This is a genomic window from Streptomyces sp. NPDC056479, assembly GCF_042795335.1.
Taxonomy (GTDB): Bacteria; Actinomycetota; Actinomycetes; order Streptomycetales; family Streptomycetaceae; genus Streptomyces.
The window spans coordinates 324,923-350,533 of record NZ_JBHTRZ010000009.1; the positions used below are offsets into that span (position 1 = coordinate 324,923).

Genomic DNA, 25,611 nt, shown 5'->3' on the forward strand with positions numbered 1-25,611 from the left:
CGAGGGAAGTCGAGCGCGACAGCGCAGAGTTGAGTAGGCGTTCGGGCGCCGGGACGTGCCCGGTGGTGGTCTGCCGAGGGTTCAGGGCGGTCACTGCCGTGCCGCGGAACGACGGCCGCTCCACGCAGGCCGCCCAGCCGGACTCCGGTCGTTTCCCTACGGACGCGGCACAGAGTGAGGCGTCCTACTCGAGCCACGGTCAGCAGCGAGTAGGAAGCAGAGCATGAACGAGGGGAAGCCCGCGAAGGCGAAGTGGTGGAGCCGGCCTCGGCCGCAGGGAGGCGCCGGTGCCGACGCGGACGGTGACTTCGAGCTGGCGCGGCCGGTGGCGAGCACGGCCGGCGACGGTGCGGCTTCGGCTGACGGTGACTTCGAGCTTCGGCCCGCTGCGAGCGGGGGTGGCGGCGAGGTGGCTTCCCAGGGGGATTTCGAGCTGCGCCGGCCCGCTGCGAGCGGCACCGATGGTGCGGCTTCGGGCGACGGTGACTTCGAGCTTCGGCCCGCCGTGAGCAACGGTGGCGACGGGGCGGCGGCTTCCGCTGACGGTGACTTCGAGTGGGAGCGGCCCGTCGAGGATGCCGGTGCCGTGATCGCCGAGTCCGCCGACGGGGCAGCCTCGGCTCCCGCAGAGCCCTCAGGCCCCGCGGATGAGCGTCCCAGGCCCCTGCACGACCCCGACCCCTACAGCACCCCGCCCTACGGCAAGCCCGGCCCCTGGGCGCCCGCCCCGCCGGTTCAGCACCCGGCGACGACGCCCGCGCACGGGACTGCCGTGCCGATGCCGTCCCCGCCGGCTCAGGCTGCCCCGGCACTGGGCGCTCAGGCTCCCGCGCATCCCGCACCAGTGCCGTCGGCCGCGGCCCCGGTCCCGGGCGCCGGCGAGCCCGCCCCCGCGTCGGCTCAGGCCGTCGGCACCCCCGCTCCCGCGCCGACCCCAGCCCCCTCCGTCCCGGCGCCGTCCCCGGGCATCCCTGCCCAGGAGCCGGCCTCGGTCCACGGGGCCTCAACCCCGGCCATCCCCGCCCAGCCGACGCCGGCAACCCCTGCCGCCTCCGACCGGCCTACCCGTACCCCCACCCCCACCGACACCCCACCCCCCACCAACCCGTGGCAGAACTACGACCCCTGGGCCCAGCCCTCCCCCCTCCTCGCCGCACCCCTCCCCACCGCCCCCCTCCAGCAGAACGGCGCCGCGGTGGCCAGCCGGCAGCAGCGGCGCAAGCGGGCCAGGAAGGTGCTTCTCGTGGGAGCGCTGCTGCTCGCGCTGGTGTCGGGAGGCATCGGTGGGGTCGTGGGGGCGTATCTGGAGCGCAACGGTGGTGTGGGGGACGTGGAGCTGCCGCAGGCCGGGGCCGAGTCCGGCGGGCGGGCGCCGGACAGTGTCGCCGGGATCGCCGCGCGTGCCCTGCCCAGCGTCGTGACGCTGCATGTCAGCGGCAGCGAGGAGCAGGGCACCGGCACCGGGTTCGTGCTCGACGACCGCGGGCACATCCTCACGAACAACCACGTCGTCGAACCGGCCGGCGACGACGGCCAGATATCGGTGACCTTCCACAGCGGCGACACCGCCAAGGCCACCGTCGTCGGACGGGACAGCGGCTACGACCTCGCCGTCGTGAAGGTCAGCGGGGTCAGCGGGCTCACACCCCTGCCGCTCGGCAACTCCGACAACGTCCAGGTCGGTGACCCCGTCGTCGCCATCGGCGCCCCGTTCGACCTGGAGGGCACGGTCACCTCCGGCATCATCAGCGCCAAGGAGCGGCCCATCACGGCCGGCGGCGAGAGCGACGGGAGCGACGTGTCGTACGTGGACGCGTTGCAGACCGACGCCCCCATCAACCCGGGCAACTCAGGCGGCCCCCTCCTCGATGCCCAGGGCCGGGTCGTGGGCATCAACTCCGCGATCCGTTCCGCCGACAGCGGCTCCGATCTCGACGGCGGCCAGGCCGGCTCCATCGGCCTCGGCTTCGCCATCCCGGTCAACCAGGCCAGGCGTGTCGCCGAGGAGCTGATCAACACCGGCAAGGCGACCCACCCGGTCATCGGCGTCACGCTCGACATGGACTACGCCGGCGACGGCGCCCGGGTCGGCACCAAGGGCAGCGACGGCGGCTCCGCGGTCACCGAGGGCGGCCCCGGCGACAAGGCCGGCATCGAGCCGGGCGACGTCATCACCGAGGTCGACGGCCAGCGTGTCCACTCAGGCGAGGAACTCATCGTCAAGACCCGCGCCCACCGCCCCGGCGACCGGCTGGAACTGACCCTGAAGCGCGGCGGCAAGGAGGTCACGATTTCCCTGACGCTGGGTTCGTCGAGCGGGGACTGAGACTCACAGAAACCTCTCAACGTGGCCCGTGTCACCACCCCGCACGGGCCCTGACAAGGCAAACAACCCGGAAAACCGCACGCCCACCCGCATTCGGAGGCCTCGGGACAGTACCGGTCGTACCGGATCGCCGGGTACCGTGGATCCGGCCCGGACCACGGAACCACTCAGACCGCCGAGGGCCGAGGGCCGAGGACATCGCAAGGAGCTTCAGGTGTTCAATGACATAGGACCGCTCGAGCTGGTGACGCTCGTTGTCCTCGCCGTGCTCGTCTTCGGTCCGGACAAGCTCCCGAAGCTCATCCAGGACGCCACGCGGACGATCCGCAAGATCCGCGAGTTCTCGGAGAGCGCCAAGCAGGACATCCGGCAGGAACTGGGCCCGGAGTTCAAGGACTTCGAGTTCGAGGACCTCAACCCCAAGACGTTCATCCGCAAGCAGATGGACAACGACGACCTGGGGCTGAAGGAGATCCGCAACGGCTTCGACCTGAAGAAGGAGATGGCCGAGGTCACCGACGCCGTCCACGGTCGTGACGCGGAGTCGTCGTCCTCCTCCGGCTCCGCCGCGTCCTCCGGCGGCAGCATCGACATGACGAAGAAGCCCGACAGTCCCCGCGAGGAGCGCCCGCCCTACGACGCGGACGCCACCTGAGCCGTACGAACAGGGGAGCGGGCGCCGCTCGTACGTGACGCTTCTCATACTCCGCCCGGGTCGTGCACGGCCTGAACCCGCCGTCTGCGCGCCCCACGCGCCGGGCGGTTTCCCGGCTGCTCGGAGCGGTGTGGCTATGCTGCCGAGTTGTTGTGCGGACCGGACGAGTACGCCCGAAGGGGGGCGGGCCGGGCTGGTCCGGCGAGAGCGAGGAGGCGTCCGGGCACATGGAGACGACGAGTCAGACGACGAGTCGCGCAGTCGCGCAGGAACCGGCCGCGGAGAGCGGACAGCAAGTCCCCTCTGCCCGGCGCACGGTCGACGGCTACCTGCTGGCGTCCTTCCCGTGGTACGGCCTCGACGAGGCGTTCACGGGGCCGCGCTGGCTGATGCAGGTCGGGACGGCGGCCGACGGGGCCGTGGAACACGGATCGATCGGGCACGGCGACGAGCCCTCCGTACGCCACGAGTCGACGGAGGACCGGGAGAAGTTCGCGGTGGTGGTGACCGTCGCGGCGAATCCGTCCCGGCGGAGCGCGGACGGTACGGGGCTGCTGGAGGCCACCTCGGTGTCCTCGGCGGCGTGGCTCGCGGGGGTGGGGCTGCTGTCGTTCACCTGGCCGGGGCAGATGGACCACTCGCTGCGTGACGACTGGCTGGACCAGCAGACCGAGACGGCCTGGGCCCTCGCGGACGACCTGGCCGGTCCGGACTGGTCGACGCTGTCCCTGCCCGTGGACGGGGTGCCCACACCCTTCCACTACCGGGAGTCGGAGTTCGGCTGGGTGCTGGCCGGGTCGACCCAGTCGGGGGTGCATGTGGGGGCGTACGGGAGAGGGATGAGTGCGTACGGTCTCGGGTTCGCGATGATCAAGGACATCGCGGCCTACGCCTAGGTCTCGCCCGCACAAGGACAGAGTTACGACGATGGGGGCGCCGTCCGACCGGACGGCGCCCCCATCGTCGTACGGGAGTCAGAACTTGTTGCGCGGCGTGATCCCCAGTGACAGGCCCGACAGGCCCCGCTGGCGTCCTCCCAGCTTGCCCGCGATGGCCCGCAGGGCCGCGCCCGCCGGGCTGTCCGGGTCCGTCAGGACCACCGGCTTGCCCTCGTCGCCGCCCTCGCGCAGACGGACGTCGATCGGGATGCTGCCGAGGACCGGGACGTTCGTGCCGGTCGTGCGGGTGAGGCCCTCGGCGACCGCCTGGCCGCCGCCCGTGCCGAAGACGTCGACCATCTCGCCGCAGTGCGGGCAGGGCAGCCCGGACATGTTCTCGACCACGCCGACGATCTTCTGGTGGGTCTGCACGGCGATGGAGCCGGCCCGCTCGGCGACCTCGGCCGCGGCCTGCTGCGGGGTCGTCACGACCAGGATCTCGGCGTTCGGGACCAGCTGGGCGACGGAGATCGCGATGTCGCCGGTGCCCGGCGGCAGGTCGAGGAGCAGGACGTCCAGGTCGCCCCAGTACACATCCGCCAGGAACTGCTGGAGCGCCCTGTGCAGCATCGGGCCGCGCCAGACGACGGGGGCGTTGCCCGGCGTGAACATGCCGATGGAGATGACCTTCACGCCGTTCGCGGACGGCGGCATGATCATGTTCTCGACCTGGGTGGGACGCCCGTCGGCGCCCAGCATGCGCGGCACGCTGTGGCCGTAGATGTCGGCGTCGACGACGCCCACCTTGAGACCGTCGGCCGCCATCGCCGCGGCCAGGTTGACCGTGACGGACGACTTGCCGACGCCGCCCTTGCCGGACGCGACCGCGTAGACGCGGGTGAGCGAGCCGGGCTTGGCGAAGGGGACCTCGCGCTCGGCGGTGCCGCCGCGCAGGGCGTTCGCCAGTTCCTTGCGCTGCTCGTCGCTCATCACGTCGAGCGTGACGTCGACGCGGGTGACGCCCTCGACCGCGGAGACGGCGTCCGTCACGCGCTGGGTGATCGTCTCGCGCATCGGGCAGCCGGAGACCGTCAGGTACACGGTGACCGCGACCGCACCGTCCGCACCGATCTCCACCGACTTGACCATCCCGAGTTCGGTGATGGGACGGTTGATCTCGGGGTCGTTCACCGTCGCCAGTGCTTCGCGCACCGCGTCTTCCGTAACCATAAGGACGATGGTACGGCCCGGTAGCCGTGCCCCGGAAAGCCCGTCAGCGGTCGTCTACGTCACGTCCGCGCGACCGTTCTGCCGGGAATACCCCGTGCTCGCGGTGACCGTTGCGCCGCTCCTCCAGCTCCTTCGTCAGATCCTGCAGCTCCGAGCGCATCCAGTCGCGAGTGGCGACCTCGCCGAGGCCGATGCGCAGCGCGGCGATCTCGCGGGTCAGGTACTCGGTGTCGGCGATGGAGCGCTCGTTCTGCTTGCGGTCCTGTTCGAGGTTGACCCGGTCGCGGTCGTCCTGCCGGTTCTGCGCGAGCAGGATCAGCGGGGCGGCGTAGGAGGCCTGCAGCGAGAGCATCAGGGTCAGGAAGATGAACGGGTACTCGTCGAATTTCAGGTCGCCGGGCGCGAAGACGTTCCACAGCACCCACACGATGATGACGACCGTCATCCAGACGATGAACCGTCCGGTGCCCAGGAAGCGCGCGATGCGCTCCGAGAGCCGTCCGAAGGCCTCCGGGTCCCACTCGGGCATGATCCGGCGGCGCGGCGGACGGGGCTGGTCGAGGCGCGCGCGGGGCGACCGGGAGGCCGCGGTGGCGCCCGTCGCGTGGCGCTCGCGCGTGCCCTCGCGATCATTCACCATGCGCCGTCACCCCCTGCCCCGCGTCGTTGTCCGCTTCCTCGTCCAGATGGAACTCCGTCTCCCGCCAGTCCTCGGGCAGCAGATGGTCCAGCACGTCGTCCACGGTCACCACGCCCAGCAGCGACCCGGAGTCGTCCACCACGGGCGCCGCGACCATGTCGTACGTCGCGAAGAACCCGGCGACGACCGGCAGCGCGGCGTCCGGCTCCAGCGCTTCGAGCGCCTCGTCGACCATCGAGCTGACCAGGGTGTACGGCGGATCGCGCAGCAGGCGCTGGAAGTGGACCGTGCCGAGGTACTTGCCGGTCGGCGTCTCGTCGGGCGGGCGGCAGACGTAGACCTGGGCGGCGAGGGCGGGGGACAGATCGCGGTTGCGGACACGGGCGAGGGCGTCGGCGACGGTGGCGTCGGGGCGCAGGATGATCGGCTCGGTCGTCATCAGACCGCCGGCCGTGTGCTCCTCGTACGCCATCAGGCGGCGCATGTCGGCCGCGTCGGCGGGCTCCATCAGGCTCAACAGCCGCTCCTGCTCGTCCGTCGGGAGCTCGCCGAGCAGGTCGGCGGCGTCGTCCGGGTCCATGGCCTCCAGGACGTCGGCGGCGCGCTCCTCCTTCAGCTTGCCGAGGATCTCGATCTGGTCGTCCTCGGGGAGCTCTTCGAGCACGTCCGCCAGGCGGTCGTCGTCGAGGGCGGCGGCGACCTCGGCGCGGCGCTTGGCGGAGAGATGGTGCAGGACGTTGGCGAGGTCGGCGGGGCGCAGCTGCTCGAAGGTGGCGAGCAGGCTCTCGGCGCCCTGGCCCTGCTCCTCCAGGGAGAACCCGGTGACGGCGGACCACTCGACGGTCAGCGACTCGCCCTTGGCGCGCCGCAGCGGGCCGCTCCTGCCGCCCTTGCGCACGAAGACCTTGTAGATCTCCCAGTCCCGGCGGGCCGGCAGCTGTCCGACCGACAGATCCAGGACGGTGACGTCCTCGCCGGTCTCGACGAGGGTGACGCGCCGGTCGAGGAGCTCGCCGAAGACGAGGCGCTCGGTGGGGCGCTGCTCGAAGCGGCGGACGTTGAGCACGCCGGTGGTGATGACCTGGCCGGACTCGACGCCGGTGACGCGGGTCATGGGCAGGAAGATGCGGCGCCTGGTGGAGAGTTCGACGACGAGGCCGAGCAGCCGCGGAGGGCGTCTGCCGACCCGGAGCATGACGACCAGATCGCGGACGCGCCCCACCTGGTCGCCGTTCGGATCGAAGACGGCGATGCCGGCGAGGTGCGAGACGAAGATCCGGGGAGAGCCGGCTGCCATGGCTTCAGGCTCCTTTGGGTGCGGGGTGTGCAGTGGTGCTGTCGCGGCTGCGCTGGCCGTGCCGCATATCCGAATTGCCCGCTCGGGTGGGCTTCAGGCTAGCCCGTCCGGATCCGATACGCCCTGGTGAGAGGTCCGGACGGACTGGCTCCGCCCAAGGGGTGACGTGCCGGTACGCTGCCGTACGCCGCTCAGGTCCCACAACAGAAAGGCAGCCCCACCTGTGACTGCGATTCCCCAGGGTCGTACGCGCCGGGCCGCGCTGGTGACCGCCATGTGCGCCCTGGTCGTGTCGGGAACGGGACTGACGGGATGCAGTGAGGACCCGGACGAGGGCACCAACGGGGTCGGCAAGCTGCCGGCCGCCGAGATCCAGCGCAAGACCCGTACCGCCGCCGAGTCCGCCGAGGCGGTGCGCCTCTCGGGGAACGTGGTGACCAGCGGGCGTACCTACACGCTCGACATGCGGGTGAAGTCCGAGGGTGCGGCGGGGTCGGTCACCGCGCAGGGGTCGACCTTCCAGCTGCTGCGGATCGGTGAGCAGCTGTTCCTGAAGGCCGACGCCGGGTTCTGGAGCGACGCGGGCGGCGACGGCAAGGCGGACGCCGCGGCCGTGGACAAGCTGAGCGGCAAGTACGTGAAGGTGCCGCAGGGCGACCCGGCGTACAAGAAGTTCAGCGGCTTCACCGACAAGGATGTGCTCCTCGACGGTCTGCTGACCCTGCACGGCGCGCTGGCCACCGACGGTCACCACGAGCAGGAGGGCACCCGCACCATCCGCATCACCGGCGACAAGGGCGCCGGCGGCACCCTCGACGTCTCCCTGGAGGGCACCCCGTACCCCCTGCGCCTGGCCCGGGCGGGCGGCGGGGGCACGCTGACCTTCGCGTCCTGGGGGGACGACTTCCCCCTGGAGAAGCCGAGCAAGGGTGACACGGTGGACTACGGCAAGCAGCTGCCGACGTCCTGACGGCCTAGCGCCGCTTCTTCTTCAGCAGCAGGCGCGGCAGCCCCGCCGGGATCGGCTGACGGGTCGTCGCCGGGGACGGCAGCGGTGCCTCGGCCAGGGAGCCGTCCGGCAGCGCCGTGGAGATGCCCGTCGGCTCCAGGCGCAGCACCCGGCACTCGCCCGCCCAGCGGGACGGCATGGCCTCGCCGTCGGGCGCGTTGAGACGCTTGCCCTTCAGCTCGGCGACCGTCGCCTCCCACTGCTCGGAGCCCGAGGCGAGCTCGACGACCTTCGCCGACCAGGAGACCAGCCGGCCGCCCTTGTCCTTGCTGCGGACCGTCACCTCGGCCGTGGCCCCGTCGGTGAGCCCCGGCAGCGGCTGCTCGCCCGGACCGTCGCCGACGACACAGGCCGCACCCTCGTGCCAGACGTGCCACAGCGCTCGGGCCGGGTGACCGGGCCCCTTGACCCAGATGAGGCCGGACTTCTTCGTGGCCTCCTCGACGAGGGCCTGGTCGAGCAGCTCGCTTGTCATGCGCCCAGCCTATCCAGGCACCGTCACAGCCAGCCGTTCCGCTTCAGCGTGCGGTGGATCCCCAGACACAGGGTGACCGTGATGCTCATGATCACCGGGTAGCCGTACTTCCAGTGCGTCTCCGGCATGTAGTCGAAGTTCATGCCGTACACACCGCACACCATCGTCGGTACGGCGATGATCGCGGCCCACGACGTGATCTTCCGCATGTCCTCGTTCTGGGCGACGGACGCCTGCGCGAGGTTGGCCTGGAGGATCGAGTTGAGCAGCTCGTCGAAGCCGATGACCTGCTCGTGCACGCGTGCGACATGGTCGGCGACGTCGCGGAAGTACTTCTGGATGTCCGGGTCGATCAGCCGCATCGGACGCTCACTCAGCAGCTGCATCGGGCGCAGCAGGGGCGACACCGCGCGCTTGAACTCCAGCACCTCGCGCTTGAGTTGGTAGATCCGCCCCGCGTCGGTACCGCGCGGCGTGCCCTTGCGCCCCGGCGAGAAGACCTCCGTCTCCACCTCGTCGATGTCGTCCTGCACCGCGTCGGCTACGGCGACGTACCCGTCGACGACATGGTCGGCGATGGCGTGCAGCACGGCCGACGGACCCTTGGCGAGCAGCTCGGGGTCGTCCTGGAGGCGGTGCCGCAGCGCGCGCAGCGAGCCCTGACCGCCGTGCCGGACGGTGATGAAGAAGTCCCGTCCGGTGAAGCACATGACCTCGCCGGTCTCGACGATCTCGCTGTTGGCGGTGAGTTCGTCGTGCTCGACGTAGTGGATGGTCTTGAAGACGGTGAACAGCGAGTCGTCGTAGCGCTCCAGCTTCGGGCGCTGGTGGGCCTGCACGGCGTCCTCGACGGCCAGCGGGTGCAGCCCGAACTCGCTTGCGATACCAGAGAATTCGGCCTCGGTCGGCTCGTGCAGGCCGATCCAGACGAAGCCCCCGTCCCGGCGCACCCGGCGCATCGCCTCGTGCGGGGTCAGCGGCCCCGGGGTCTCGACCCGGGCGCCGTGCCGGTAGACGGCGCAGTCGACGACGGCCGAGGGAGTCGCGGGGTCGCGGGTGGTGTCGTACGGGCCGTTGTCCTTGCGCAGTGAGACACGGGACGGGCGGACCACGGCACGCAGGTCGCGGATCATCGACATGAGCAGGCTCCTTCGCGACGGGCAACGAAGCGTGGAGAACCGCGGGACGGTTGGAACTGCCCGGAATGGGGACGTCCTGACCTCAGGATGTTTGGTACGTCCACAAAGCGGGGAGCACCGCACCGTTGCGGTGATGTGGGCTTCGTTGCTGATTCAGATCGGACCGATCAGGCAAAGCGAAACGAAGTGCTCTTCCGCGTGAGGACGCGAGCGTGAAAGGCGGCGGTCAGCGAGAGCCGGAACAGCCGAATCAGCTACATCAGCGGCGGGAAGAGCGAGTGGTACTGCACGGTCGACTTCGATCCATGACAGCCCCACCTCCTCCGGCCGGTCCCTCGTGAGGGACGTTCCATACCCCGTTCGGGGTTCCCCGTAGGGGAGTCTCAACCTCGGCGCCGGGACTCGAGCGCAAAGCTTCTGCATGCTGTCCCGAACACCGGGCAAGAGTATCAGCCGACTGAAGTGTCAAGGCGCTGCTTTGCCCGGTACTGACGAGTTCTATGCTCGCGGCATGGCTGATGTTCTCCCCCTGGTCGAGGCCCGGTTGCGCACCGCCCTCGGCGAACCGGACGCCCGTGCGGCGGTCACCTTTCTCGGTACGGAGCGCATCGAGGTGCTCCGTTTCCAGCAGGGCGACATCGCCCGCTACGCCACGCTCGGCATGTCCGCACAGCCCATGAACGACCCCACCGCGATGGTCGCCGACCCCGTCAAGGGCGCCCGCGCGGAGTTGGTCCTCTCGGTGCGCGCCGGCCTTGCCGACACCGACAAGGTGCTCCGCCCGCTCGCCGTGCTGGCCGCGTCCCCGCAGGTCGAGGGTGTGATCGTGGCCCCCGGTGCCTCCCTGGACGTCGGCGAACCGCTGTGGCCCGGCGCCCCGTTCACCACGGTCCTGGTCGCCGAGCCGGGCGGCCTGGTCGAGGACCTGGAGCTCGACGAGCCCCTCGATCCCGTCCGCTTCCTGCCGTTGCTCCCCATGACCCCGAACGAGGCGGCCTGGAAGCGGGTGCACGGCGCCCAGGCCCTCCAGGAGCGCTGGCTCACCAACGGGACGGACCTTCGGGATCCCGCCCGCAGGTCCGTCCCGCTGGAGTGAGGAACCTCACCAGCTGGTGGCCGAAAACCGTCAGTTGGCGAACACGGTGACACCGTCCTCGGTGGCGTGCCTCGTCTCCAGCTCCTCGGCCTCGGTCGTGAGCGCCCTGCGCCGTACGACGACCACGAGCGCGCCCGCCACAGCCGCGACCGCGGCCACGACGAACGGGATGCGGACACTGCCGGTCCACTCCTCGATCCTCGGCGCGAAGTAGGGCGCGGCCGCCGCCGCGAACCAGCGCACGAAGTTGTAGCCCGCGCTCGCCACCGGGCGCGGCGCGTCCGAGACGCCGAGGGCCAGCTCCGTGTAGACGGTGTTGTTCACGCCGATGAACGCGCCGGACAGGATCGTGCAGACGACGGCCGTGGTGTGGTCGCCGTAACCGAGGACCAGCACGTCCACTGCGAGCAGCACCAGCGAGCCACCGAGCACCTTCAGCGAACCGAACCGCTTCTGCAGGCGCGGAGCCACGATCACCGAGGACACCGCGAGCAGCACACCCCAGGCGAAGAACACCGCTCCCGACCGGTACGGGCTCATGTTCAGCACGAACGGTGTGAAGGCCAGCACGGTGAAGAACGTGTAGTTGTAGAAGAACGCCGAGACCGCCGCGGACGCGAGGCCGCCGTGGCCGAGCGCCCTGATCGGGTCCAGCAGTGAGGTCTTGCGGGCCGGCCTCGGCTGCTCCTTCAGGAACGTCGCGATGCACAGGAAGCCGACGGCCATCAGGAAGGCCGTACCGAAGAACGGATAGCGCCAGCTGGCGTCGCCGAGCAGCGCGCCCAGCAGTGGTCCGCACGCCATGCCGAGGCCGAGGGCGGACTCGTACAGCAGGATCGCCGCGGCGCTGCCGCCCGCCGCCGCGCCGACGATGACGGCGAGGGCGGTGGAGACGAAGAGCGCGTTGCCGAGCCCCCAGCCCGCCCGGAACCCGACCAGTTCGCCGACCGATCCCGAGGTGCCCGCGAGCCCGGCGAAGACGACCACGAACGCGAGGCCGAGCAGCAGGGTCTTGCGGCCGCCGATCCGGCTGGAGACGAAGCCGGTGACCAGCATCGCCACGGCGGTGATGAGGAAGTACGAGGTGAAGAGCAGGGAGACCTGGCCGGTCGTGGCGTTCAGGCCGCCGGCGATGGACGGCAGGATCGGGTCGACGAGTCCGATGCCCATGAAGGCGACCACGGACGCGCCGGCTGTCGCCCACACGGCCCGCGGCTGCCGCAGAAGGCCGCCCGCTCCCGCGTCGAAGGGGTCCATACCGTTCTCCAATCCGGACTGAGGTGGTTGGCTGATACACAGAATATGTTAGCTAAGCTAATTAATGCAAGCTACATCTATATATCGACGGGTCCGCTTTCCCGGACCGGTTCCGCCCGGACGGGTGATCGTCCTTGACGTGACGCAGCAGGGGTAGGACCGTGGGGGCCTATGAGGGGCGAACCCAGTTGCCCGAAGTGTGGTGGCCGGGTCAGGGCTCCCGGCCTCTTCGCCGACACCTGGCAGTGCGATGTGCACGGCACCGTGCATCCGGTGCAGCCCGTGATCCCGCCCAGCGTCGAGGCCCTCGGTGTGGTCGTGCACCGCACCCAGGTGCCGGTGTGGATGCCGTGGCCGCTGCCGATCGGCTGGCTGTTCACCGGGGTGGCCAGCGCGGGTGACGACCGCAGTGGCGGCAGAGGGAGCGTGGTGGCCTGCTCAGGGCCCGGACCGCTCGGCGGCATGGGCGAGCTGATCCTCGTCGCGGAGGAGCTGGGTGTCGGTCTCGGCGCGCGTTACGCGGGCATCGACGGCCCGGACCCGGGGTCGTACATGAACGTCGAGAAGCCGCCCCAGGCCAAGGTTCTCGCCGCCGGGCGTCCGACGCCGCTGTGGCATGTGTCGGGGACGCCCGACGACCGTGCCGTGTTCGCGGGGGAGGCGCTCGGGATGTGGCTGTGGGCGGTCATGTGGCCCGAGCAGTCGGGGTTGTTGATGTACGACGAGCTGGTGCTGACGGATCTGCGGGACGCGGGGGCCGAGGTGGAGCTGGTGCCCTGCGGAGCGTTGTCGCCGCGCTTGCTCGAGCCGTAGCGCCCACCGGGGTGGGGGGTGCTCTTGAGGGGCGGCTGCGGGTTGGCTGTGGCTGGTCGCGCAGTTCCCCGCGCCCCTGAGGTGGGTTGATGTAAGGGGCGTTCGGCTGTGCGGGTGTGACAGGGGTCGCTGAAAGTCTGGTTATCCTTAGTCGTCCCCTTCCTGCCGTCCCCGACTGGAGTCCGCGTCGTGCGTATCGATCTGCACACCCACTCCACCGCTTCCGACGGTACGGACACGCCGGGTGAGCTGGTGCGCAATGCCGCCGCGGCCGGGCTCGATGTCGTGGCGCTCACCGATCACGACAGCACCCGTGGGTACGCCGAGGCCATCGCCGCGCTGCCGGAGGGGCTCACCCTCGTCACCGGTGCCGAGCTGTCCTGTCGTATCGACGGCATCAGCATGCACATGCTGGCCTACCTCTTCGACCCCGAGGAGCCCGCGCTGCTCGCCGAGCGGGAGCTCGTGCGGGACGACCGGGTGCCCCGGGCCCAGGGCATGGTCGCCAAGCTCAACGCGCTGGGCGTGCCCGTCACCTGGGAGCAGGTCCTGCGGATCGCCGGGGACGGCTCGGTCGGGCGGCCGCATGTCGCCACCGCGCTGGTCGAGCTCGGGGTCGTGCCGAGCGTGGGCGACGCCTTCACCGAGGACTGGCTGGCCGACGGCGGACGGGCCTTCGTGGAGAAGCACGAGACCGACCCCTTCGAGGCGATCCGGCTGGTCAAGGCCGCGGGCGGCGTGACGGTGTTCGCGCACCCCGCCGCGAGCAAGCGGGGCCGTACGGTGCCGGAGGCCGCCATCGCCGAGCTGGCCGCGGCCGGGCTCGACGGCATCGAGGTCGACCACATGGACCACGACCCCGACACACGGGCGCGACTGCGCGGATTCGCGAAGGAGCTCGGGCTGCTGGCCACCGGGTCCAGTGACTACCACGGCAGCCGCAAGACGTGTGTGCTCGGCGAGTACACGACGGACCCCGAGGTGTACGGGGAGATCACGCGGCGGGCCACCGGGGCGTTTCCCGTGCCGGGGACCGGCGGGGTCTGAGGCTCACCCCGTCACACCCCGCACGCCCCTGTCCCGTTCGTTTCGTTTCTCCGCAAGGCACCCATGTTCGACGTCGCCGTCTTCGGCTCCCTTTTCCTGACCCTGTTCGTCATCATGGATCCCCCCGGGATCACCCCGATCTTCCTCGCGCTCACCGCCGGCCGGCCGGCCAAGGTGCAGAAGCGGATGGCCTTCCAGGCCGTCTGTGTGGCGGGCGGAGTGATCACGGTGTTCGGGCTCCTCGGCCACCAGATCCTCAACTACCTGCATGTCTCCGTCCCCGCGCTGATGATCGCGGGCGGGCTGCTGCTCCTGCTGATCGCGCTCGACCTGCTCACCGGCAAGACGGACGAGCCGAAGCAGACCAAGGACGTCAATGTCGCCCTGGTCCCGCTGGGCATGCCGCTGCTGGCCGGGCCGGGTGCGATCGTGTCCGTCATCCTCGCCGTGCAGAAGGCCGGCAGCGTCGCCACGCAGGTGTCGGTGTGGTCGGCGATCCTCGCCATCCACGTCGTGCTGTGGCTCGTGATGCGGTACTCGCTGCTGATCATCCGGGTCATCAAGGACGGCGGCGTGGTGCTGGTGACACGGCTCGCGGGCATGATGCTGTCGGCGATCGCCGTGCAGCAGATCATCAACGGGGTCACCCAGGTGATCCAGGGCGGCTGAGCCCGGTGGGCGCGAAGAGCCTCGATGCGCGAAGCCCCCGTACGGCACATGCCGTACGGGGGCTTCGAAGCCACTGCGGTGATCCGCGCCTGTTACGAGGCCGTGGTCTCGGCCGGTCGGATCCAGAGCCGCTGGCCGATTGCTGCGGCCTGCTGAACGATCCGGTTGACGGAGGCGGCGTCCACGACGGTGCTGTCCACGGGCGTGCCGTCCAGCTCGTCGAGTCGCATGATTTCGAAGCGCAAGGGCTTCTCCCTTCGTCTGGTCATCCTCCTGAGGAGAACTACTTGGTCACACGGGTAACAACCTGCTTCGGGTGGCAAACATTCCCTACGCTAAGGAAATTTTTTCAGTGTCTAAATACTGACCGGTAAACGGCCGGTCGATGATCAAGGGGAGACTGACCGGGACCGGTTGTGTTCGCAGCGTGACCGCCGGGACAATGGAAGCGATGAACGACGACCTCGGCGCACTCGCCGCCCGCATCGACCGCACCAACGAGCTGCTGCAACGCATGCTCGCCGAGGTGGCGAAGACGCCCTCGACCCATGCGATCTTCGTCGACGCGGGATACCTGTACGCGGCCGCGGGGCGCCTGGTCGCCGGGACGGAGGATCGCCGGGCCTTCGATCTGGACGCCGAAGGGCTGATCGAGGCGCTCATCGACCGGGCCCGCACGATCTTCGCCGACAGCAGGCTGCTGCGGGTCTACTGGTACGACGGCGCGCGGCGCCGCATCCACACCGCGGAGCAGCAGTCGATCGCCGAACTGCCCGATGTGAAGGTGCGGCTGGGCAACCTCAACGCCAACAACCAGCAGAAGGGCGTCGATTCACTGATCCGGACCGATCTGGAGTCCCTGGCCAGACACCGCGCCATCAGCGACGCGGCCCTGCTCGGCGGGGATGAGGACCTGGTGTCGGCGGTCGAGGCGGCGCAGGGGTACGGGGCGCGGGTGCACCTGTGGGGGATCGAGGCGCCGGAGGGCCGTAACCAGGCCGAGCCGCTGCTGTGGGAGGTGGACAGCCAGCGCACCTTCGACCTCGACTTCTTCAAGCCGTACGTGTCCCGGCGCACGGCCGCCGCGTACGAGGTGGCCGGGGCCCGGCCGACGCGGGAGGACGTCCGGTTCGTAGGCGCCCAGATCGCGGCGAAGTGGCTCGCCGCGCGGGGACGGGAGTCACTGGTCGAGCTGCTGCCCGGGCATCCGTACCTTCCCGGGTCGGTGGACCAGGATCTGCTCGTGGAGGCGGAGGGGTTGCTCCAGTACTCGCTGCGGGGCCAGGCGGATCTGCGACGGGCCTTGCGGGACGGGTTCTGGGAGCACCTGCAGACGCAGTACTAGGCGTCCGACGGGGGTGCGCTCCCGATGTCCTCGGCGCTGTTCACGCTGTCCCAGAAGCCGGCCACGGCCCGGGCCGTGCGCAGGGGCTGGTCGGCGTTGGGGGAGTGCTCGGCGCCGGGGATGACCGTGCGGTGGGCCTTCAGGCGTACGGCCATGTCGTCGAGGACCGGGACCGGCCAGGTGTCGTCGCTGGCGCCCGACAGTACGTGGAACGGGAGCGGGAGGGCGGCGAGTTCGTCGACGCGGTCCGGCTCCGTGCACAACTGACGCCCGGTGACGATGAGTTGGGCGGGCTTCGTGCCGAGCCAGCGGCGGCGCAGCAGTTCCTCGCCGCCGATGCCGCGGGCCGGCCCGCCGACCTCCTCCGGGGGACCCATCGCGAGGATCGCCTCCCAGGTCTCGGCCATGGTCATCACCGCGAGGGCGTCCCGCAGGAGCTTCACTCGCTGCTGCTGGGAGTCGGAGATCTGCGCGGGGCCCGATGCCATGAGGGTGAGTGACCGGAACGGCGTGGCGTCGAGGAGGACGGCCGCGCGGGAGATCTGGCCGCCCAGGGAGTGTCCGAGGAGGTGGACAGGGGTGTCGCGGGCGCCGAGGGCCGTCGCCTGGGCGAGGACGTCCTTGGCCAACTCGCCCCGCGCGTACGCGGATTCGTCGTCCTCGGGTCCGTCCGACTCGTGCTGTCCGCGTCCGTCGATGGCGACGGTGCGGTAGCCGCGGTCTGCCAGCGGCTCGTGCATGAGCCTGAAGTCCTCCTTGCTGCCCGTGAATCCGGGGAGCAGCAGGGCGACGCCTCGGGGTTCTACGCCGGCGGCGGCCGGGTGGTCGACGACGGCGAAGGTGCCCCGGGCGGTCTGGAGGGGGTAGGCGCGGGCGTTCGGGGGCGGGGTGAAGGCGGGTTGGGTGGTCACGTGGGGAGGGTAGCCGGTGCCGTCCAGGGCGGGCCGGGCCGGCCGGGGAACGCCGACGGCCCGGCCCCGCGTGCAGCGGGACCGGGCCGTCGTACGGGAGATCAGCCCTCCGTCGGCTCCGCGGCGGCCGTGGCCTTGCGGGTGCGGCGGACCTTGGGCTTGGCCTCGGCCGTGCCGTCGGCGGCCTCCACGGTCGCCGCGGCCTTGCGGGTGCGGCGGCGCGGGGCGGGTGCCTCCGTGGCCGTCGGCTCCTGCGTGGCCTGGGCCGGGATGCCGGCGACCTCGGGGACCTCGGTGGCCTTGGCGGACGCCGCGGTCTTGCGGGTGCGGCGGACCTTGGGCTTGGCCTCGGCGGCTTCGGCCGTGTCCACGGCCGCCTCGGCCGAGGCGGCCGTCTTGCGGGTCCGGCGGGGCTTGGCCTCGGCGGCCTCCGGCTCGGCCACGGCAGCGGCGGCCTTGCGCGTACGGCGCGGCTTGGCCTCCACGGCCTCGGCCGTGTCCACGGCGGCTTCGGCTGCGACGGCGGCCTTGCGCGTACGGCGCGGCTTCGTCTCCACGGCCTCGGCCGTGTCCACGGCGGCCTCCGCCGCCTTGCGGGTGCGCCGTGCCTTCGGCTTGGCCTCGGCGGCCTCGGGCTCCTGGACCGTCTGGGCCGGGATCTCGGCGGCCTCGGTGGACACCGCGGTCTTGCGGGTGCGGCGTGCCTTCGGCTTGGCCTCCACGGCCTCGGCCGTGTCGACGGCGGCTTCGGCCGCGGCCGTTGCCTTACGGGTGCGGCGACGCGGCTTGGGTTCCGTCGCCTCCGGGGCCTCCGGTACGGGCTCGGTGGCGGCCTCGGCCGTGTCGACCGCGGTCTCCGCCGCGGCCGTCGCCTTGCGGGTGCGGCGGCGCGGCTTGGCGGCGGGAGCCTCCTCGGTCTCCGCCGGTGCCGTGGCGCTCTCGGACGGCTCCACGGCCTCCGCGACCGGCGCGGTCTCCGGTGAAGTCGCCGTCGGCTCGGCCGACTTACGCGTACGGCGGCGGCGCGCCTTGGCCGGGGTCTCCTCGGAGGCGTCCAGCGAGGGGCCCTCCGCCGTGGTGACGGCGGCCTCCGCGGCGTCCTCGGCAGCCGTTGCCACGGCCGGCGTCTCCGCCTGCGCTCCGTTGCGGGTACGGCGACGGCGGCGCGGGGTGCGCGGTGCCGTGACGGACTCCGCCGGGGTGGCCTCGATGGTCTCCTCCGGCGTCCCGGAACCGGCGGCGGGCGCCGACGCCCCGTCCAGCGGGGTTCCGTTCCGGGTACGGCGGCGACGACGCGGCGTCCGCGCCGGGCGCTCGCGGTCCGGCGAGGACGAGCGGGACTCGTCCCGGCCGCCCCGGCTGCCACCGCGACCGCGTGCACCGCGTCCGCCGGTCTCGCCGAGGTCCTCGACCTCCTCCGCCGCCAGCCCGGCGCGCGTGCGCTCCGAGCGGGGCAGGACACCCTTGGTGCCCGCGGGGATCTTCAGTTCCTCGAAGAGGTGCGGGGACGTGGAGTACGTCTCCGGCGGGTCGTTGAACTTCAGCTCCAGCGCCTTGTTGATCAGCTGCCAGCGCGGGATGTCGTCCCAGTCGACCAGCGTGATCGCCGTACCCGTGTTGCCCGCGCGGCCCGTACGGCCGATGCGGTGCAGGTACGTCTTCTCCTCTTCAGGCGACTGGTAGTTGATGACGTGCGTCACGCCCTCGACGTCGATTCCGCGTGCGGCGACGTCGGTGCAGACGAGGACGTCCACCTTGCCGTTGCGGAACGCGCGCAGCGCCTGCTCACGGGCGCCCTGGCCGAGGTCGCCGTGGACCGCGCCGGACGCGAAGCCGCGCTGCTGGAGCTGGTCGGCGAGGTCCGCCGCGGTGCGCTTCGTACGGCAGAAGACCATGGCCAGTCCCCGGCCGTCGGCCTGCAGTATGCGCGAGACCAGCTCCGGCTTGTCCATGTTGTGCGCGCGGTAGACGTGCTGCGCGATGTTCGCGACCGTCACGCCCTCGTCGTCCGGCGCGGCGGCGCGGATGTGCGTGGGCTGCGACATGTAGCGGCGCGCGAGACCGATGACCGCGCCCGGCATGGTCGCCGAGAACAGCATCGTCTGACGGCGGGTCGGCAGCATGTTCATGATCTTCTCGACGTCGGGCAGGAAGCCCAGGTCGAGCATCTCGTCGGCCTCGTCGAGGACGAGCGCCTTGATGTGCTTGAGGTTGAGCTTCTTCTGGCCCGCGAGGTCCAGCAGCCGGCCCGGGGTGCCGACGATCACGTCGACGCCCTTCTTGAGGGCCTCGACCTGCGGCTCGTACGCCCGGCCGCCGTAGATGGCGAGAACGCGGACGTTACGCACCTTGCCCGCGGTCAGCAGGTCGTTGGTGACCTGCGTGCACAGCTCGCGCGTGGGGACGACGACGAGCGCCTGCGGGGCGTCGGTGAGGGACTCGGGCTGGGCGCGGCCGGCCTCCACGTCCGCGGGGACGGTGACGCGCTCCAGAAGCGGGAGACCGAAGCCCAGCGTCTTGCCGGTGCCGGTCTTGGCCTGGCCGATGACGTCCGTGCCGGAGAGGGCGACGGGGAGGGTCATCTCCTGGATGGGGAAGGGGTTGATGATGCCGACGGCCTCAAGGGCCTCGGCGGTCTCGGGAAGGATTCCGAGCTCTCGGAAAGTCGTAGTCAGGGTGCTGCCTCTTCTGTGTGCGCGGTGCGAGGCGAGCGCGGGGGTCGTTGACGGACCGTGCCGGGGACGTCGGCTGCCATACGGATTGGCCGTAGGACACGGGACCACTGCCGACGCTCTAGCGCTCGTACCGCTGAGGGTGTCCCTCCGGTCGTCGTACGCACAGTGCCGTACGGCCAGGGAGGGCTGTCGGGTCGGAGCCGATCGGGCCACCGACCGGGCATCCTCATAACGTGCGGCCCGTCGAGTACATCAGAGTGCTCAGCGGGCGCATTACCACCATACCCCGGAAACGCGCACATGCGATGGCCGAATTGGTCACGTAGTCGTCGTCACAGTGATTGACCAGGGACTTCCGTGGCGCTGCGAGCGGGCTATTGTGCGCTTCATGACGACGCCTGACAACACTCCTGACGCCTCCGACACCGCCGCCTCCGCCGTCGAACACACCGGGGTCGCCGCCCAGGACTGGGCGCGGGCCTCGGCCGATCCGCAGTACCGGGCCGCTGTCGTCGATCTGCTCGGCGCGCTGGCCTACGGCGAGCTGGCGGCGTTCGAGCGGCTGGCGGAGGACGCGAAGCTGGCGCCGACGCTGGCGGACAAGGCGGAGCTGGCGAAGATGGCGTCCGCCGAGTTCCACCACTACGAGAAGCTGCGGGACCGGCTGACCGAGATCGGCGCCGAGCCGACGCAGGCGATGGAGCCGTTCGTCGCCGCGCTGGACGGGTTCCACAAGCAGACGGCCCCGTCGGACTGGCTCGAAGGCCTCGTCAAGGCGTACGTCGGTGACTCGATCGCCAGTGACTTCTACCGGGAGGTCGCGGCGCGCCTGGACTCCGACTCGCGTGGGCTGGTGCTCGCCGTGCTCGACGACACCGGGCACGCGTCGTTCGCCGTGGAGAAGGTGCGGGCCGCCATCGACGCCGATCCGCGGGTGGGCGGTCGGCTCGCGCTGTGGGCCCGGCGGCTGATGGGCGAGGCGCTGTCCCAGTCGCAGCGGGTGGTCGCCGACCGGGACGCGCTGTCGACGATGCTCGTGGGCGGGGTCGCGGACGGGTTCGATCTCGCGGAGGTCGGCAAGATGTTCTCGCGGATCACCGAGGCGCACACGAAGCGGATGGCCGCGCTGGGGCTTGCGGCCTAGCGGCGCCGCCCCACTGTGGGGGCGGCCGGGCCGAGACGAGCGACCGGCGTCGAAGACATCAGGTCTCCGGCGGCCGGTCGTCCTTGGAATCTACGCGGTCGCCGAGTGCCGGCTCAGTCTTCCCGCCGGGCGTACCAGCAGGGAGAGGGAGGCGGCGGAGACGATCGCCGCGCCGACGAGGATCACGAAGAGGTTGCCGAAATCGAGCGCGGTGTGCGTGATGAAGGCGCCGAAGAGGGCTCCGGCGACACCCGTCGGCAGCACCAGCGAGCGGGCGGGCAGGCGGTGCGGCAGGCGGCGTGCGGCGGCCCATGCCAGGGCCAGGCCGAGGATCGCGGAGCTGAGCGCTTCCAAGAGCATGTTGGGGTCCCTCCCACATGGCCGACCTGCTCGAAACGGTCGTAGCCCGTCATACCCCTGACCTGCGGAATGCAATCCTCCCCTGAGAGCGGCCTGTGCTCCGTCCGTGGACATGACGGGAGGGGCCGGCGACCCAGTCGCCGGGCCCCCCCCTCCTGTCGGTGCAGGCCGTACGCCTCTTTTGCACCGCGGCCTTCTACAGCGCGCCGAAGCCCACCTTGCGCGGAGCCGGCTCACCGAGCTCCACGTACGCCAGACGGTCGGCCGGGACCAGGACCTTGCGGCCGTGCTCGTCCACGAGGCTCAGCAGCTGCGTCTTTCCGGCCAGCGCCTCGGCCACCGCCCGCTCGACCTCCTCGGCACTCTGCCCGCTCTCCAGAACGATCTCGCGGGGCGCGTGCTGCACGCCGATCTTGACCTCCACGGCTTTGTCCCTCCGACGGTCAGTGAAGTGCGCGACCTTCCGCGCCGTACCCAGCACACATTAGCCCGGTGAGGGGACGTCCACGCTCCGACCAAGAACGCCAACAGCGAACATCGGACGGGAACAAACGTCCCCCGGGCTGGGCGAGCGTCAGTGGTGCTCGCTGCCGTGCAGCGGGAAGCCCGCGATGCCGCGCCATGCCAGGGACGTCAGCAGCTGGACCGCCTGGTCGCGCGGGACGCTGCGGTCGCTGTGCAGCCAGGAGCGGGCCACGACCTGGGCGAGGCCGCCGAGGCCGGAGGCGAGCAGCATCGACTCCGCGCGCGAGAGGCCGGTGTCCTCGGCGATGACCTCGCAGATCGCCTCGGCGCACTCGTTGGTGACCTTGTCGACGCGCTCGCGCACGGCCGGCTCGTTCGTCAGGTCCGACTCGAAGACCAGACGGAAGGCGCCGCCGTCGTCCTCGACGTACGCGAAGTACGCGTCCATCGTCGCCCGTACGCGCTGCTTGTTGTCGGTCGTCGACGCGAGCGCGTGCCGTACGGCCTGGATCAGGGACTCGCAGTGCTGGTCCAGCAGCGCGAGATAGAGGTCGAGCTTGCCCGGGAAGTGCTGGTAGAGCACCGGCTTGCTGACGCCGGCGCGCTCGGCGATGTCGTCCATCGCGGCAGCGTGGTAACCCTGCGCGACGAAAACCTCCTGGGCAGCGCCCAGCAACTGGTTCCGTCGGGCACGGCGCGGCAGGCGCGTGCCCCGCGGGCGTGCCGCCTCTGTCTGCTCGATGGCTGTCACGCCGCCTCCCAATGTCGTCCACATGCGGTGTGCGCCGCGTCGCCATCGTACTTTTCGGTAACCCTGGTGTGCGCGGTGCGAGCGCAGAATTTCACGGACCGGACGGTGGCGAAAGTCGCGCAGAAGGTTTGAAACCTGGACGGAACGGGCAAGGGGCGCCCTCTTTTCGGCTCTTTCCTGCTCAACAGCCTCACACGTGCGCCGGTGTCGCCGGTGTCACCGGTAATCGTCCTCGTCGATGGAGACGACGCGTGCCTGCTCGATCAGATCGGCCTCGTTCGCCCGGTCCGGGTCCACGCCGGTCAGCGGGTCGTCGCGGTCGGGCCTGACGTCGGCGTGCTGCTCTGCCGCGTCGGCCGGGGGCGCCTCGACGTCGAACTCCTCGGACTCGTCGGTGTCGTCGGCCACGAATGTGTCGGGGTCGGTCGGATCGACGGCCATGGCGGGCTCCCTTCCTAGAACGTCCCCGGGGGGACAGCGTCCCTGGGTGAAACAGGGGTCCACATCCGGGTGCCCTGCGTACGAGCCTAGGAGACACGGGTTCCGGACGCTATGCGATCCGCGGGGGATCTGCGGGCAATTCGGGCGTGTTCCGGACGGCTTCCGCCAGGGCGGTGCGCGGGGCGGGTTACCCGCCCTCCGACTGCCATGTACGTGTCCACTTGTGACGGCGAACACATGAACCACTGCGTGATCGTCTCGTAACATTGCCCCATGTCTTCGACCGAGCTCCCCTCCGCGCCGGCCGCCAGCGTGCTCCCCAAGGTGGCGACCGTCAGGGTCGCCGAGGGTGAGCGGCTGCGCTCGGTCGGACTGCCGGGGATCACGCTGTCGGTGCGGTCGAGACCGCCCGCGCGCCAGGGCCTGCCGCCCGCGCTCTACGTCCACGGACTCGGCGGTTCCTCGCAGAACTGGTCGGCGCTGATGGAGCAGCTGGAGGGCCTGCTCGACGGCGAGGCGGTCGACCTGCCGGGCTTCGGCGACTCGCCGCCGCCGGACGACGGCAACTACTCGATCACCGCGCACGCACGCGCGGTGATCCGCTATCTGGACGCCTCCGACCGAGGCCCGGTCCATCTCTTCGGCAACTCGCTCGGCGGCGCGGTCACCACCCGCGTCGCCGCCGTGCGTCCCGACCTCGTCCGTACGCTCACCCTCGTGTCGCCCGCGCTGCCGGAGCTCCGGGTGCAGCGCACCGCCGTGCCCACCGGGCTGCTCGCGGTGCCCGGGGCGACCGCGCTGTTCACCCGGTTCAGCAGGGGCTGGACGGCGGAGCAGCGTGTCCGCGGAGTGATGCACCTCTGCTACGGCGACCCCGGGCGGGTGACACCGGAGGGCTTCAGCAACGCGGTCGAGGAGATGGAGCGACGACTCCAACTGCCGTACTTCTGGGACGCGTTGACGCGTTCCGCGCGCGGGCTGGTCAACGCCTACACGCTGGGCGGCCAGCACGCGCTGTGGCGCCAGGCCGAGCGGGTGCTGGCGCCGACGCTGCTCATCTACGGCGGCCGGGACCAGCTCGTGGGTTACCGCATGTGCCGCAGAGCCGAGCACGCCTTCCGTGACTCCCGTCTGCTGAGCCTGCCGGAAGCGGGGCATGTCGCGATGATGGAGTACCCCGAGATCGTCGCCGGCGCGTTCCGTGAACTCCTCGCGGAGGCGGAGGGCGCGGCGGCAGGGGAGTCGGAGAGCGAGCCGCCGGGCGTCGGCGCAAGCGACGCCGTGACCGAGAACGCGGGGAGCTGAGGCGCGACGTGGGACGCCACAGCCGCCGCGGATCGGCCGCCGCCAAGCGCGACACCGCGGACACCACCGCACGACAGGGCTCACGGGGAGCACCACCGGAGCCGGGCACGGCCCCGCGGGGGCCGTCCGCGCCTGGTGCAGGACCCGGGCCCGGCAGGGTTCCGGGTGCGCGACCGGGTACGGCTCCGGGGCCGGGCCAGGGTGGCTGGCCGCAGTCCGGCGGGCCCGCCGGCCGTCGCATACCCGGTCCGGCGCCCGTACGGCAGGGGATGCCGGAGGGCGGGCCGGCGGCATACGGCGGGCGGGGCTTCCCCGACGGGACGCCGGCGCATGGCGTCCCCAGGCTCCCCGACGGCACGCCCGCCCACGGTTTCCCGAGGCTGCCGGACGGCACGCCCGCACATGGCGTCCCGAGATTCCCGGACGGCACGCCCGCGCACGGCGTCCCGAGGATGCCCGACGGCACTCCCGCCCACGGCTCCCCCCGGCTTCCCGACGGCACCCCCGCCCACGGCATCCCCCATGCCCGCGGCACTCACCCCGAGCAGCGCGAACCCGGCGGTGGCTGGGGTCAGTTGAGGGGGCAGGCCGCAGTCGCGTACGGCGCTCCCGGAGCGGCCGGCGCCCCGCCTGCGACCGGCGTCCCCCTACCGCGCCCCCGAAGGGCACCGCGGTCCGAAGCGCCCCGGCAGGACTACGTCGACGCCTTCGACGAGGACGTAGACGTCTTCACGCCCCGTACGTCCGAGGCCGCGCACGCCTCCGACCCGTACGCCTCCGTCACCGACTGGGACACCAGGACCGGTGCCCGCACCGACCCCGACGGCGATGACGCCCCGCCGACCGGCGAGCCCGTCACGGCGCAGGGCGGCAAGGGGCGGGCCTTCACCGGTATCGCCGCTGCCGCCGTCGTCACCGTGCTGGCCGTCGTCGTCGCCGGTCAGGTCGCCAAGGGGCGGGACGACGGCGACGTACAGTCCCAGTCCGCCACCGATCGGGCGCGGAACGCCCGGGACTCCGCAGTGGACGGGGACGGGCAGCCGACGCCGTCCGGCGGGAAGGGCGCGGCGCCGCTGACGTACGGCCAGAAGATGGCCGTGACGTATCCGCTGAGCGCCACCCTCAAGGGCTCGGGCGAGTTCGAGGCGGTCCAGGGGATCGACAAGGCGCCCGGCAAGGGGCAGCGGTTCACCTATCGCGTGGACGTGGAGCAGGGGCTCGGGCTGGACGGTGAGCTGTTCGCGCAGGCCGTGCAGAAGACGCTCAACGACGACCGGAGCTGGGCGCACAACGGCGCCCGCACCTTCGAGCGCATCTACACCGGGAAACCCGACTTCGTGATCACGCTGGCCAGCCCCGGAACGACGGCCGACTGGTGTGCCAAGTCCGGTCTGGACACCACCGTCGACAACGTCTCGTGCGACTCCGCCGCCACCGAGCGCGTGATGATCAACGCCTACCGATGGGCGCAGGGATCGAAGACGTTCGGTGACCGAATACATGAGTACCGGCAGATGCTGATCAACCACGAGGTCGGCCACCGGCTCGGCTTCTCCCATGTGACCTGCGACAAGGACGGCGAGCTCGCGCCGGTCATGCAGCAGCAGACCAAGTTCCTCGACCACGACGGGATCCACTGCAGGCCCAACGCCTGGGCGTTCCCCGGGAGTTGACGGGTGACTC

The 25,611-nt window shown here is 71.2% G+C and carries 25 protein-coding genes; 12 read left to right on the plus strand and 13 right to left on the minus strand.

Annotated elements, in window-relative coordinates; translation table 11 throughout:
* Nucleotides 1-223: 223 nt before the first annotated feature.
* The 3 genes from ACFQ6S_RS32950 to ACFQ6S_RS32960 all read left to right on the plus strand — a co-directional run bounded on the left by ACFQ6S_RS32950 (nucleotide 224) and on the right by ACFQ6S_RS32960 (nucleotide 3,877).
* Complete coding sequence (locus tag ACFQ6S_RS32950) at nucleotides 224-2,326, plus strand: trypsin-like peptidase domain-containing protein (RefSeq protein ID WP_383417994.1); 2,103 nt, start codon at nucleotides 224-226, stop codon at nucleotides 2,324-2,326.
* 214 nt (nucleotides 2,327-2,540) lie between these two features.
* Nucleotides 2,541-2,981 carry a sec-independent translocase gene (locus tag ACFQ6S_RS32955; RefSeq protein ID WP_383417996.1) on the plus strand — a complete coding sequence of 147 codons (441 nt, stop codon included), beginning with the start codon at nucleotides 2,541-2,543 and terminating at the stop codon, nucleotides 2,979-2,981.
* A gap of 227 nt (nucleotides 2,982-3,208) precedes the next feature.
* The gene (locus ACFQ6S_RS32960) at nucleotides 3,209-3,877 is read left to right on the plus strand and encodes a hypothetical protein (RefSeq protein WP_383417998.1); all 669 of its coding nucleotides are present in this window, start codon (nucleotides 3,209-3,211) and stop codon (nucleotides 3,875-3,877) included.
* Nucleotides 3,878-3,955: 78 nt separating this feature from the next.
* Here the strand turns inward: ACFQ6S_RS32960 and ACFQ6S_RS32965 are convergent, their stop codons facing one another.
* From ACFQ6S_RS32965 to ACFQ6S_RS32975, 3 genes are read right to left on the minus strand one after another with little or no spacing between them, the layout of a single operon-like run.
* Nucleotides 3,956-5,089 carry an Mrp/NBP35 family ATP-binding protein gene (locus tag ACFQ6S_RS32965; protein WP_383418000.1) on the minus strand — a complete coding sequence of 378 codons (1,134 nt, stop codon included), beginning with the start codon at nucleotides 5,087-5,089 and terminating at the stop codon, nucleotides 3,956-3,958.
* Nucleotides 5,090-5,132: 43 nt separating this feature from the next.
* The gene (locus ACFQ6S_RS32970) at nucleotides 5,133-5,729 is read right to left on the minus strand and encodes a DUF1003 domain-containing protein (RefSeq protein ID WP_383418001.1); all 597 of its coding nucleotides are present in this window, start codon (nucleotides 5,727-5,729) and stop codon (nucleotides 5,133-5,135) included.
* Nucleotides 5,719-7,026 (minus strand): magnesium transporter MgtE N-terminal domain-containing protein, encoded by a 1,308-nt coding sequence (locus ACFQ6S_RS32975; protein ID WP_383418003.1) that lies wholly within the window; start codon nucleotides 7,024-7,026, stop codon nucleotides 5,719-5,721. Before ACFQ6S_RS32975 ends, ACFQ6S_RS32970 begins: the two co-directional genes overlap by 11 nt.
* 223 nt (nucleotides 7,027-7,249) lie before the next feature.
* Between ACFQ6S_RS32975 and ACFQ6S_RS32980 the strand changes: the two genes are divergently transcribed.
* Nucleotides 7,250-7,996 (plus strand): hypothetical protein, encoded by a 747-nt coding sequence (locus ACFQ6S_RS32980; protein WP_383418005.1) that lies wholly within the window; start codon nucleotides 7,250-7,252, stop codon nucleotides 7,994-7,996.
* Between the two features lie 4 nt (nucleotides 7,997-8,000).
* Here ACFQ6S_RS32980 and ACFQ6S_RS32985 read toward each other — a convergent pair whose 3' ends face one another.
* Together ACFQ6S_RS32985 and ACFQ6S_RS32990 are read right to left on the minus strand one after the other, a co-directional pair.
* Nucleotides 8,001-8,510 (minus strand): hypothetical protein, encoded by a 510-nt coding sequence (locus ACFQ6S_RS32985; protein ID WP_383418007.1) that lies wholly within the window; start codon nucleotides 8,508-8,510, stop codon nucleotides 8,001-8,003.
* Nucleotides 8,511-8,533: 23 nt separating this feature from the next.
* A complete protein-coding gene (locus ACFQ6S_RS32990; protein ID WP_383418009.1) occupies nucleotides 8,534-9,649 on the minus strand; it encodes a magnesium and cobalt transport protein CorA in 1,116 nt (371 codons plus the stop codon).
* 511 nt (nucleotides 9,650-10,160) lie between these two features.
* On the opposite strand from ACFQ6S_RS32990, the gene ACFQ6S_RS32995 reads away from it, so the two are divergent.
* Nucleotides 10,161-10,745 carry a suppressor of fused domain protein gene (locus ACFQ6S_RS32995; protein ID WP_383418011.1) on the plus strand — a complete coding sequence of 195 codons (585 nt, stop codon included), beginning with the start codon at nucleotides 10,161-10,163 and terminating at the stop codon, nucleotides 10,743-10,745.
* 30 nt (nucleotides 10,746-10,775) lie between these two features.
* On the opposite strand, the gene ACFQ6S_RS33000 is transcribed toward ACFQ6S_RS32995, so the two are convergent.
* A complete protein-coding gene (locus ACFQ6S_RS33000) occupies nucleotides 10,776-12,002 on the minus strand; it encodes an MFS transporter (RefSeq protein WP_383418013.1) in 1,227 nt (408 codons plus the stop codon).
* A 171-nt stretch (nucleotides 12,003-12,173) separates the two neighbouring features.
* Here ACFQ6S_RS33000 and ACFQ6S_RS33005 point away from each other — a divergent pair, with 171 nt between their 5' ends.
* From ACFQ6S_RS33005 to ACFQ6S_RS33015, 3 genes are all read left to right on the plus strand, one after another.
* On the plus strand, nucleotides 12,174-12,815 hold the full coding sequence (locus tag ACFQ6S_RS33005) for a DUF6758 family protein (protein ID WP_383418014.1): 642 nt from the start codon (nucleotides 12,174-12,176) through the stop codon (nucleotides 12,813-12,815).
* A 189-nt stretch (nucleotides 12,816-13,004) separates the two neighbouring features.
* Nucleotides 13,005-13,862: a PHP domain-containing protein gene (locus ACFQ6S_RS33010; RefSeq protein ID WP_383418016.1), complete on the plus strand. Its 858-nt coding sequence runs from the start codon at nucleotides 13,005-13,007 to the stop codon at nucleotides 13,860-13,862.
* Nucleotides 13,863-13,925: 63 nt separating this feature from the next.
* Complete coding sequence (locus ACFQ6S_RS33015) at nucleotides 13,926-14,531, plus strand: MarC family protein (protein WP_383418017.1); 606 nt, start codon at nucleotides 13,926-13,928, stop codon at nucleotides 14,529-14,531.
* A gap of 92 nt (nucleotides 14,532-14,623) precedes the next feature.
* Here the strand turns inward: ACFQ6S_RS33015 and ACFQ6S_RS33020 are convergent, their stop codons facing one another.
* The gene (locus tag ACFQ6S_RS33020; RefSeq protein ID WP_383418288.1) at nucleotides 14,624-14,800 is read right to left on the minus strand and encodes a hypothetical protein; all 177 of its coding nucleotides are present in this window, start codon (nucleotides 14,798-14,800) and stop codon (nucleotides 14,624-14,626) included.
* 182 nt (nucleotides 14,801-14,982) lie between these two features.
* Between ACFQ6S_RS33020 and ACFQ6S_RS33025 the strand changes: the two genes are divergently transcribed.
* A complete protein-coding gene (locus tag ACFQ6S_RS33025; protein ID WP_383418019.1) occupies nucleotides 14,983-15,876 on the plus strand; it encodes an NYN domain-containing protein in 894 nt (297 codons plus the stop codon).
* Here ACFQ6S_RS33025 and ACFQ6S_RS33030 read toward each other — a convergent pair.
* A complete protein-coding gene (locus ACFQ6S_RS33030) occupies nucleotides 15,873-16,787 on the minus strand; it encodes an alpha/beta fold hydrolase (protein ID WP_383418021.1) in 915 nt (304 codons plus the stop codon). The genes ACFQ6S_RS33025 and ACFQ6S_RS33030 overlap by 4 nt on opposite strands.
* Before the next feature lie 101 nt (nucleotides 16,788-16,888).
* Nucleotides 16,889-19,369 carry a DEAD/DEAH box helicase gene (locus tag ACFQ6S_RS33035; RefSeq protein WP_383418023.1) on the minus strand — a complete coding sequence of 827 codons (2,481 nt, stop codon included), beginning with the start codon at nucleotides 19,367-19,369 and terminating at the stop codon, nucleotides 16,889-16,891.
* Between the two features lie 481 nt (nucleotides 19,370-19,850).
* Here ACFQ6S_RS33035 and ACFQ6S_RS33040 point away from each other — a divergent pair, with 481 nt between their 5' ends.
* Nucleotides 19,851-20,606, plus strand: a complete 756-nt coding sequence (locus ACFQ6S_RS33040) for a ferritin-like fold-containing protein (protein ID WP_383418025.1) — start codon at nucleotides 19,851-19,853, stop codon at nucleotides 20,604-20,606.
* A 90-nt stretch (nucleotides 20,607-20,696) separates the two neighbouring features.
* On the opposite strand, the gene ACFQ6S_RS33045 is transcribed toward ACFQ6S_RS33040, so the two are convergent.
* The 4 genes from ACFQ6S_RS33045 to ACFQ6S_RS33060 form a co-directional block, all read right to left on the minus strand.
* Complete coding sequence (locus ACFQ6S_RS33045) at nucleotides 20,697-20,966, minus strand: hypothetical protein (protein WP_383418027.1); 270 nt, start codon at nucleotides 20,964-20,966, stop codon at nucleotides 20,697-20,699.
* Between the two features lie 196 nt (nucleotides 20,967-21,162).
* A complete protein-coding gene (locus tag ACFQ6S_RS33050) occupies nucleotides 21,163-21,390 on the minus strand; it encodes a DUF3107 domain-containing protein (protein WP_031058845.1) in 228 nt (75 codons plus the stop codon).
* Nucleotides 21,391-21,540: 150 nt separating this feature from the next.
* Entirely contained in the window at nucleotides 21,541-22,182 is a 642-nt protein-coding gene (locus ACFQ6S_RS33055; RefSeq protein ID WP_272125275.1) for a TetR/AcrR family transcriptional regulator, read from the minus strand.
* A gap of 216 nt (nucleotides 22,183-22,398) precedes the next feature.
* Nucleotides 22,399-22,623 carry a hypothetical protein gene (locus tag ACFQ6S_RS33060; protein WP_383418030.1) on the minus strand — a complete coding sequence of 75 codons (225 nt, stop codon included), beginning with the start codon at nucleotides 22,621-22,623 and terminating at the stop codon, nucleotides 22,399-22,401.
* Nucleotides 22,624-22,896: 273 nt separating this feature from the next.
* Between ACFQ6S_RS33060 and ACFQ6S_RS33065 the strand changes: the two genes are divergently transcribed.
* Together ACFQ6S_RS33065 and ACFQ6S_RS33070 are read left to right on the plus strand one after the other, a co-directional pair.
* Complete coding sequence (locus tag ACFQ6S_RS33065; RefSeq protein ID WP_383418032.1) at nucleotides 22,897-23,928, plus strand: alpha/beta fold hydrolase; 1,032 nt, start codon at nucleotides 22,897-22,899, stop codon at nucleotides 23,926-23,928.
* A 452-nt stretch (nucleotides 23,929-24,380) separates the two neighbouring features.
* Nucleotides 24,381-25,601, plus strand: coding sequence for a DUF3152 domain-containing protein (locus tag ACFQ6S_RS33070; RefSeq protein WP_383418034.1), 1,221 nt, complete (start codon nucleotides 24,381-24,383; stop codon nucleotides 25,599-25,601).
* The last annotated feature ends 10 nt before the right edge of the window (nucleotides 25,602-25,611 follow it).

Bases quoted from the DNA above. Each gene is read 5' to 3' on its own strand.
- ACFQ6S_RS32950 (WP_383417994.1), top strand. From the start codon at position 224: ATGAACGAGGGGAAGCCCGCGAAGGCGAAGTGGTGGAGCCGGCCTCGG.
- ACFQ6S_RS32960 (WP_383417998.1), top strand. From the start codon at position 3,209: ATGGAGACGACGAGTCAGACGACGAGTCGCGCAGTCGCGCAGGAACCG.
- ACFQ6S_RS32965 (WP_383418000.1), bottom strand. From the start codon at position 5,089: ATGGTTACGGAAGACGCGGTGCGCGAAGCACTGGCGACGGTGAACGAC.
- ACFQ6S_RS32970 (WP_383418001.1), bottom strand. From the start codon at position 5,729: ATGGTGAATGATCGCGAGGGCACGCGCGAGCGCCACGCGACGGGCGCC.
- ACFQ6S_RS32975 (WP_383418003.1), bottom strand. From the start codon at position 7,026: ATGGCAGCCGGCTCTCCCCGGATCTTCGTCTCGCACCTCGCCGGCATC.
- ACFQ6S_RS32985 (WP_383418007.1), bottom strand. From the start codon at position 8,510: ATGACAAGCGAGCTGCTCGACCAGGCCCTCGTCGAGGAGGCCACGAAG.
- ACFQ6S_RS32990 (WP_383418009.1), bottom strand. From the start codon at position 9,649: ATGTCGATGATCCGCGACCTGCGTGCCGTGGTCCGCCCGTCCCGTGTC.
- ACFQ6S_RS32995 (WP_383418011.1), top strand. From the start codon at position 10,161: ATGGCTGATGTTCTCCCCCTGGTCGAGGCCCGGTTGCGCACCGCCCTC.
- ACFQ6S_RS33000 (WP_383418013.1), bottom strand. From the start codon at position 12,002: ATGGACCCCTTCGACGCGGGAGCGGGCGGCCTTCTGCGGCAGCCGCGG.
- ACFQ6S_RS33005 (WP_383418014.1), top strand. From the start codon at position 12,174: ATGAGGGGCGAACCCAGTTGCCCGAAGTGTGGTGGCCGGGTCAGGGCT.
- ACFQ6S_RS33015 (WP_383418017.1), top strand. From the start codon at position 13,926: ATGTTCGACGTCGCCGTCTTCGGCTCCCTTTTCCTGACCCTGTTCGTC.
- ACFQ6S_RS33020 (WP_383418288.1), bottom strand. From the start codon at position 14,800: ATGACCAGACGAAGGGAGAAGCCCTTGCGCTTCGAAATCATGCGACTC.
- ACFQ6S_RS33025 (WP_383418019.1), top strand. From the start codon at position 14,983: ATGAACGACGACCTCGGCGCACTCGCCGCCCGCATCGACCGCACCAAC.
- ACFQ6S_RS33035 (WP_383418023.1), bottom strand. From the start codon at position 19,369: ATGACCCTCCCCGTCGCCCTCTCCGGCACGGACGTCATCGGCCAGGCC.
- ACFQ6S_RS33040 (WP_383418025.1), top strand. From the start codon at position 19,851: ATGACGACGCCTGACAACACTCCTGACGCCTCCGACACCGCCGCCTCC.
- ACFQ6S_RS33045 (WP_383418027.1), bottom strand. From the start codon at position 20,966: ATGCTCTTGGAAGCGCTCAGCTCCGCGATCCTCGGCCTGGCCCTGGCA.
- ACFQ6S_RS33060 (WP_383418030.1), bottom strand. From the start codon at position 22,623: ATGGCCGTCGATCCGACCGACCCCGACACATTCGTGGCCGACGACACC.
- ACFQ6S_RS33065 (WP_383418032.1), top strand. From the start codon at position 22,897: ATGTCTTCGACCGAGCTCCCCTCCGCGCCGGCCGCCAGCGTGCTCCCC.
- ACFQ6S_RS33070 (WP_383418034.1), top strand. From the start codon at position 24,381: ATGCCCGACGGCACTCCCGCCCACGGCTCCCCCCGGCTTCCCGACGGC.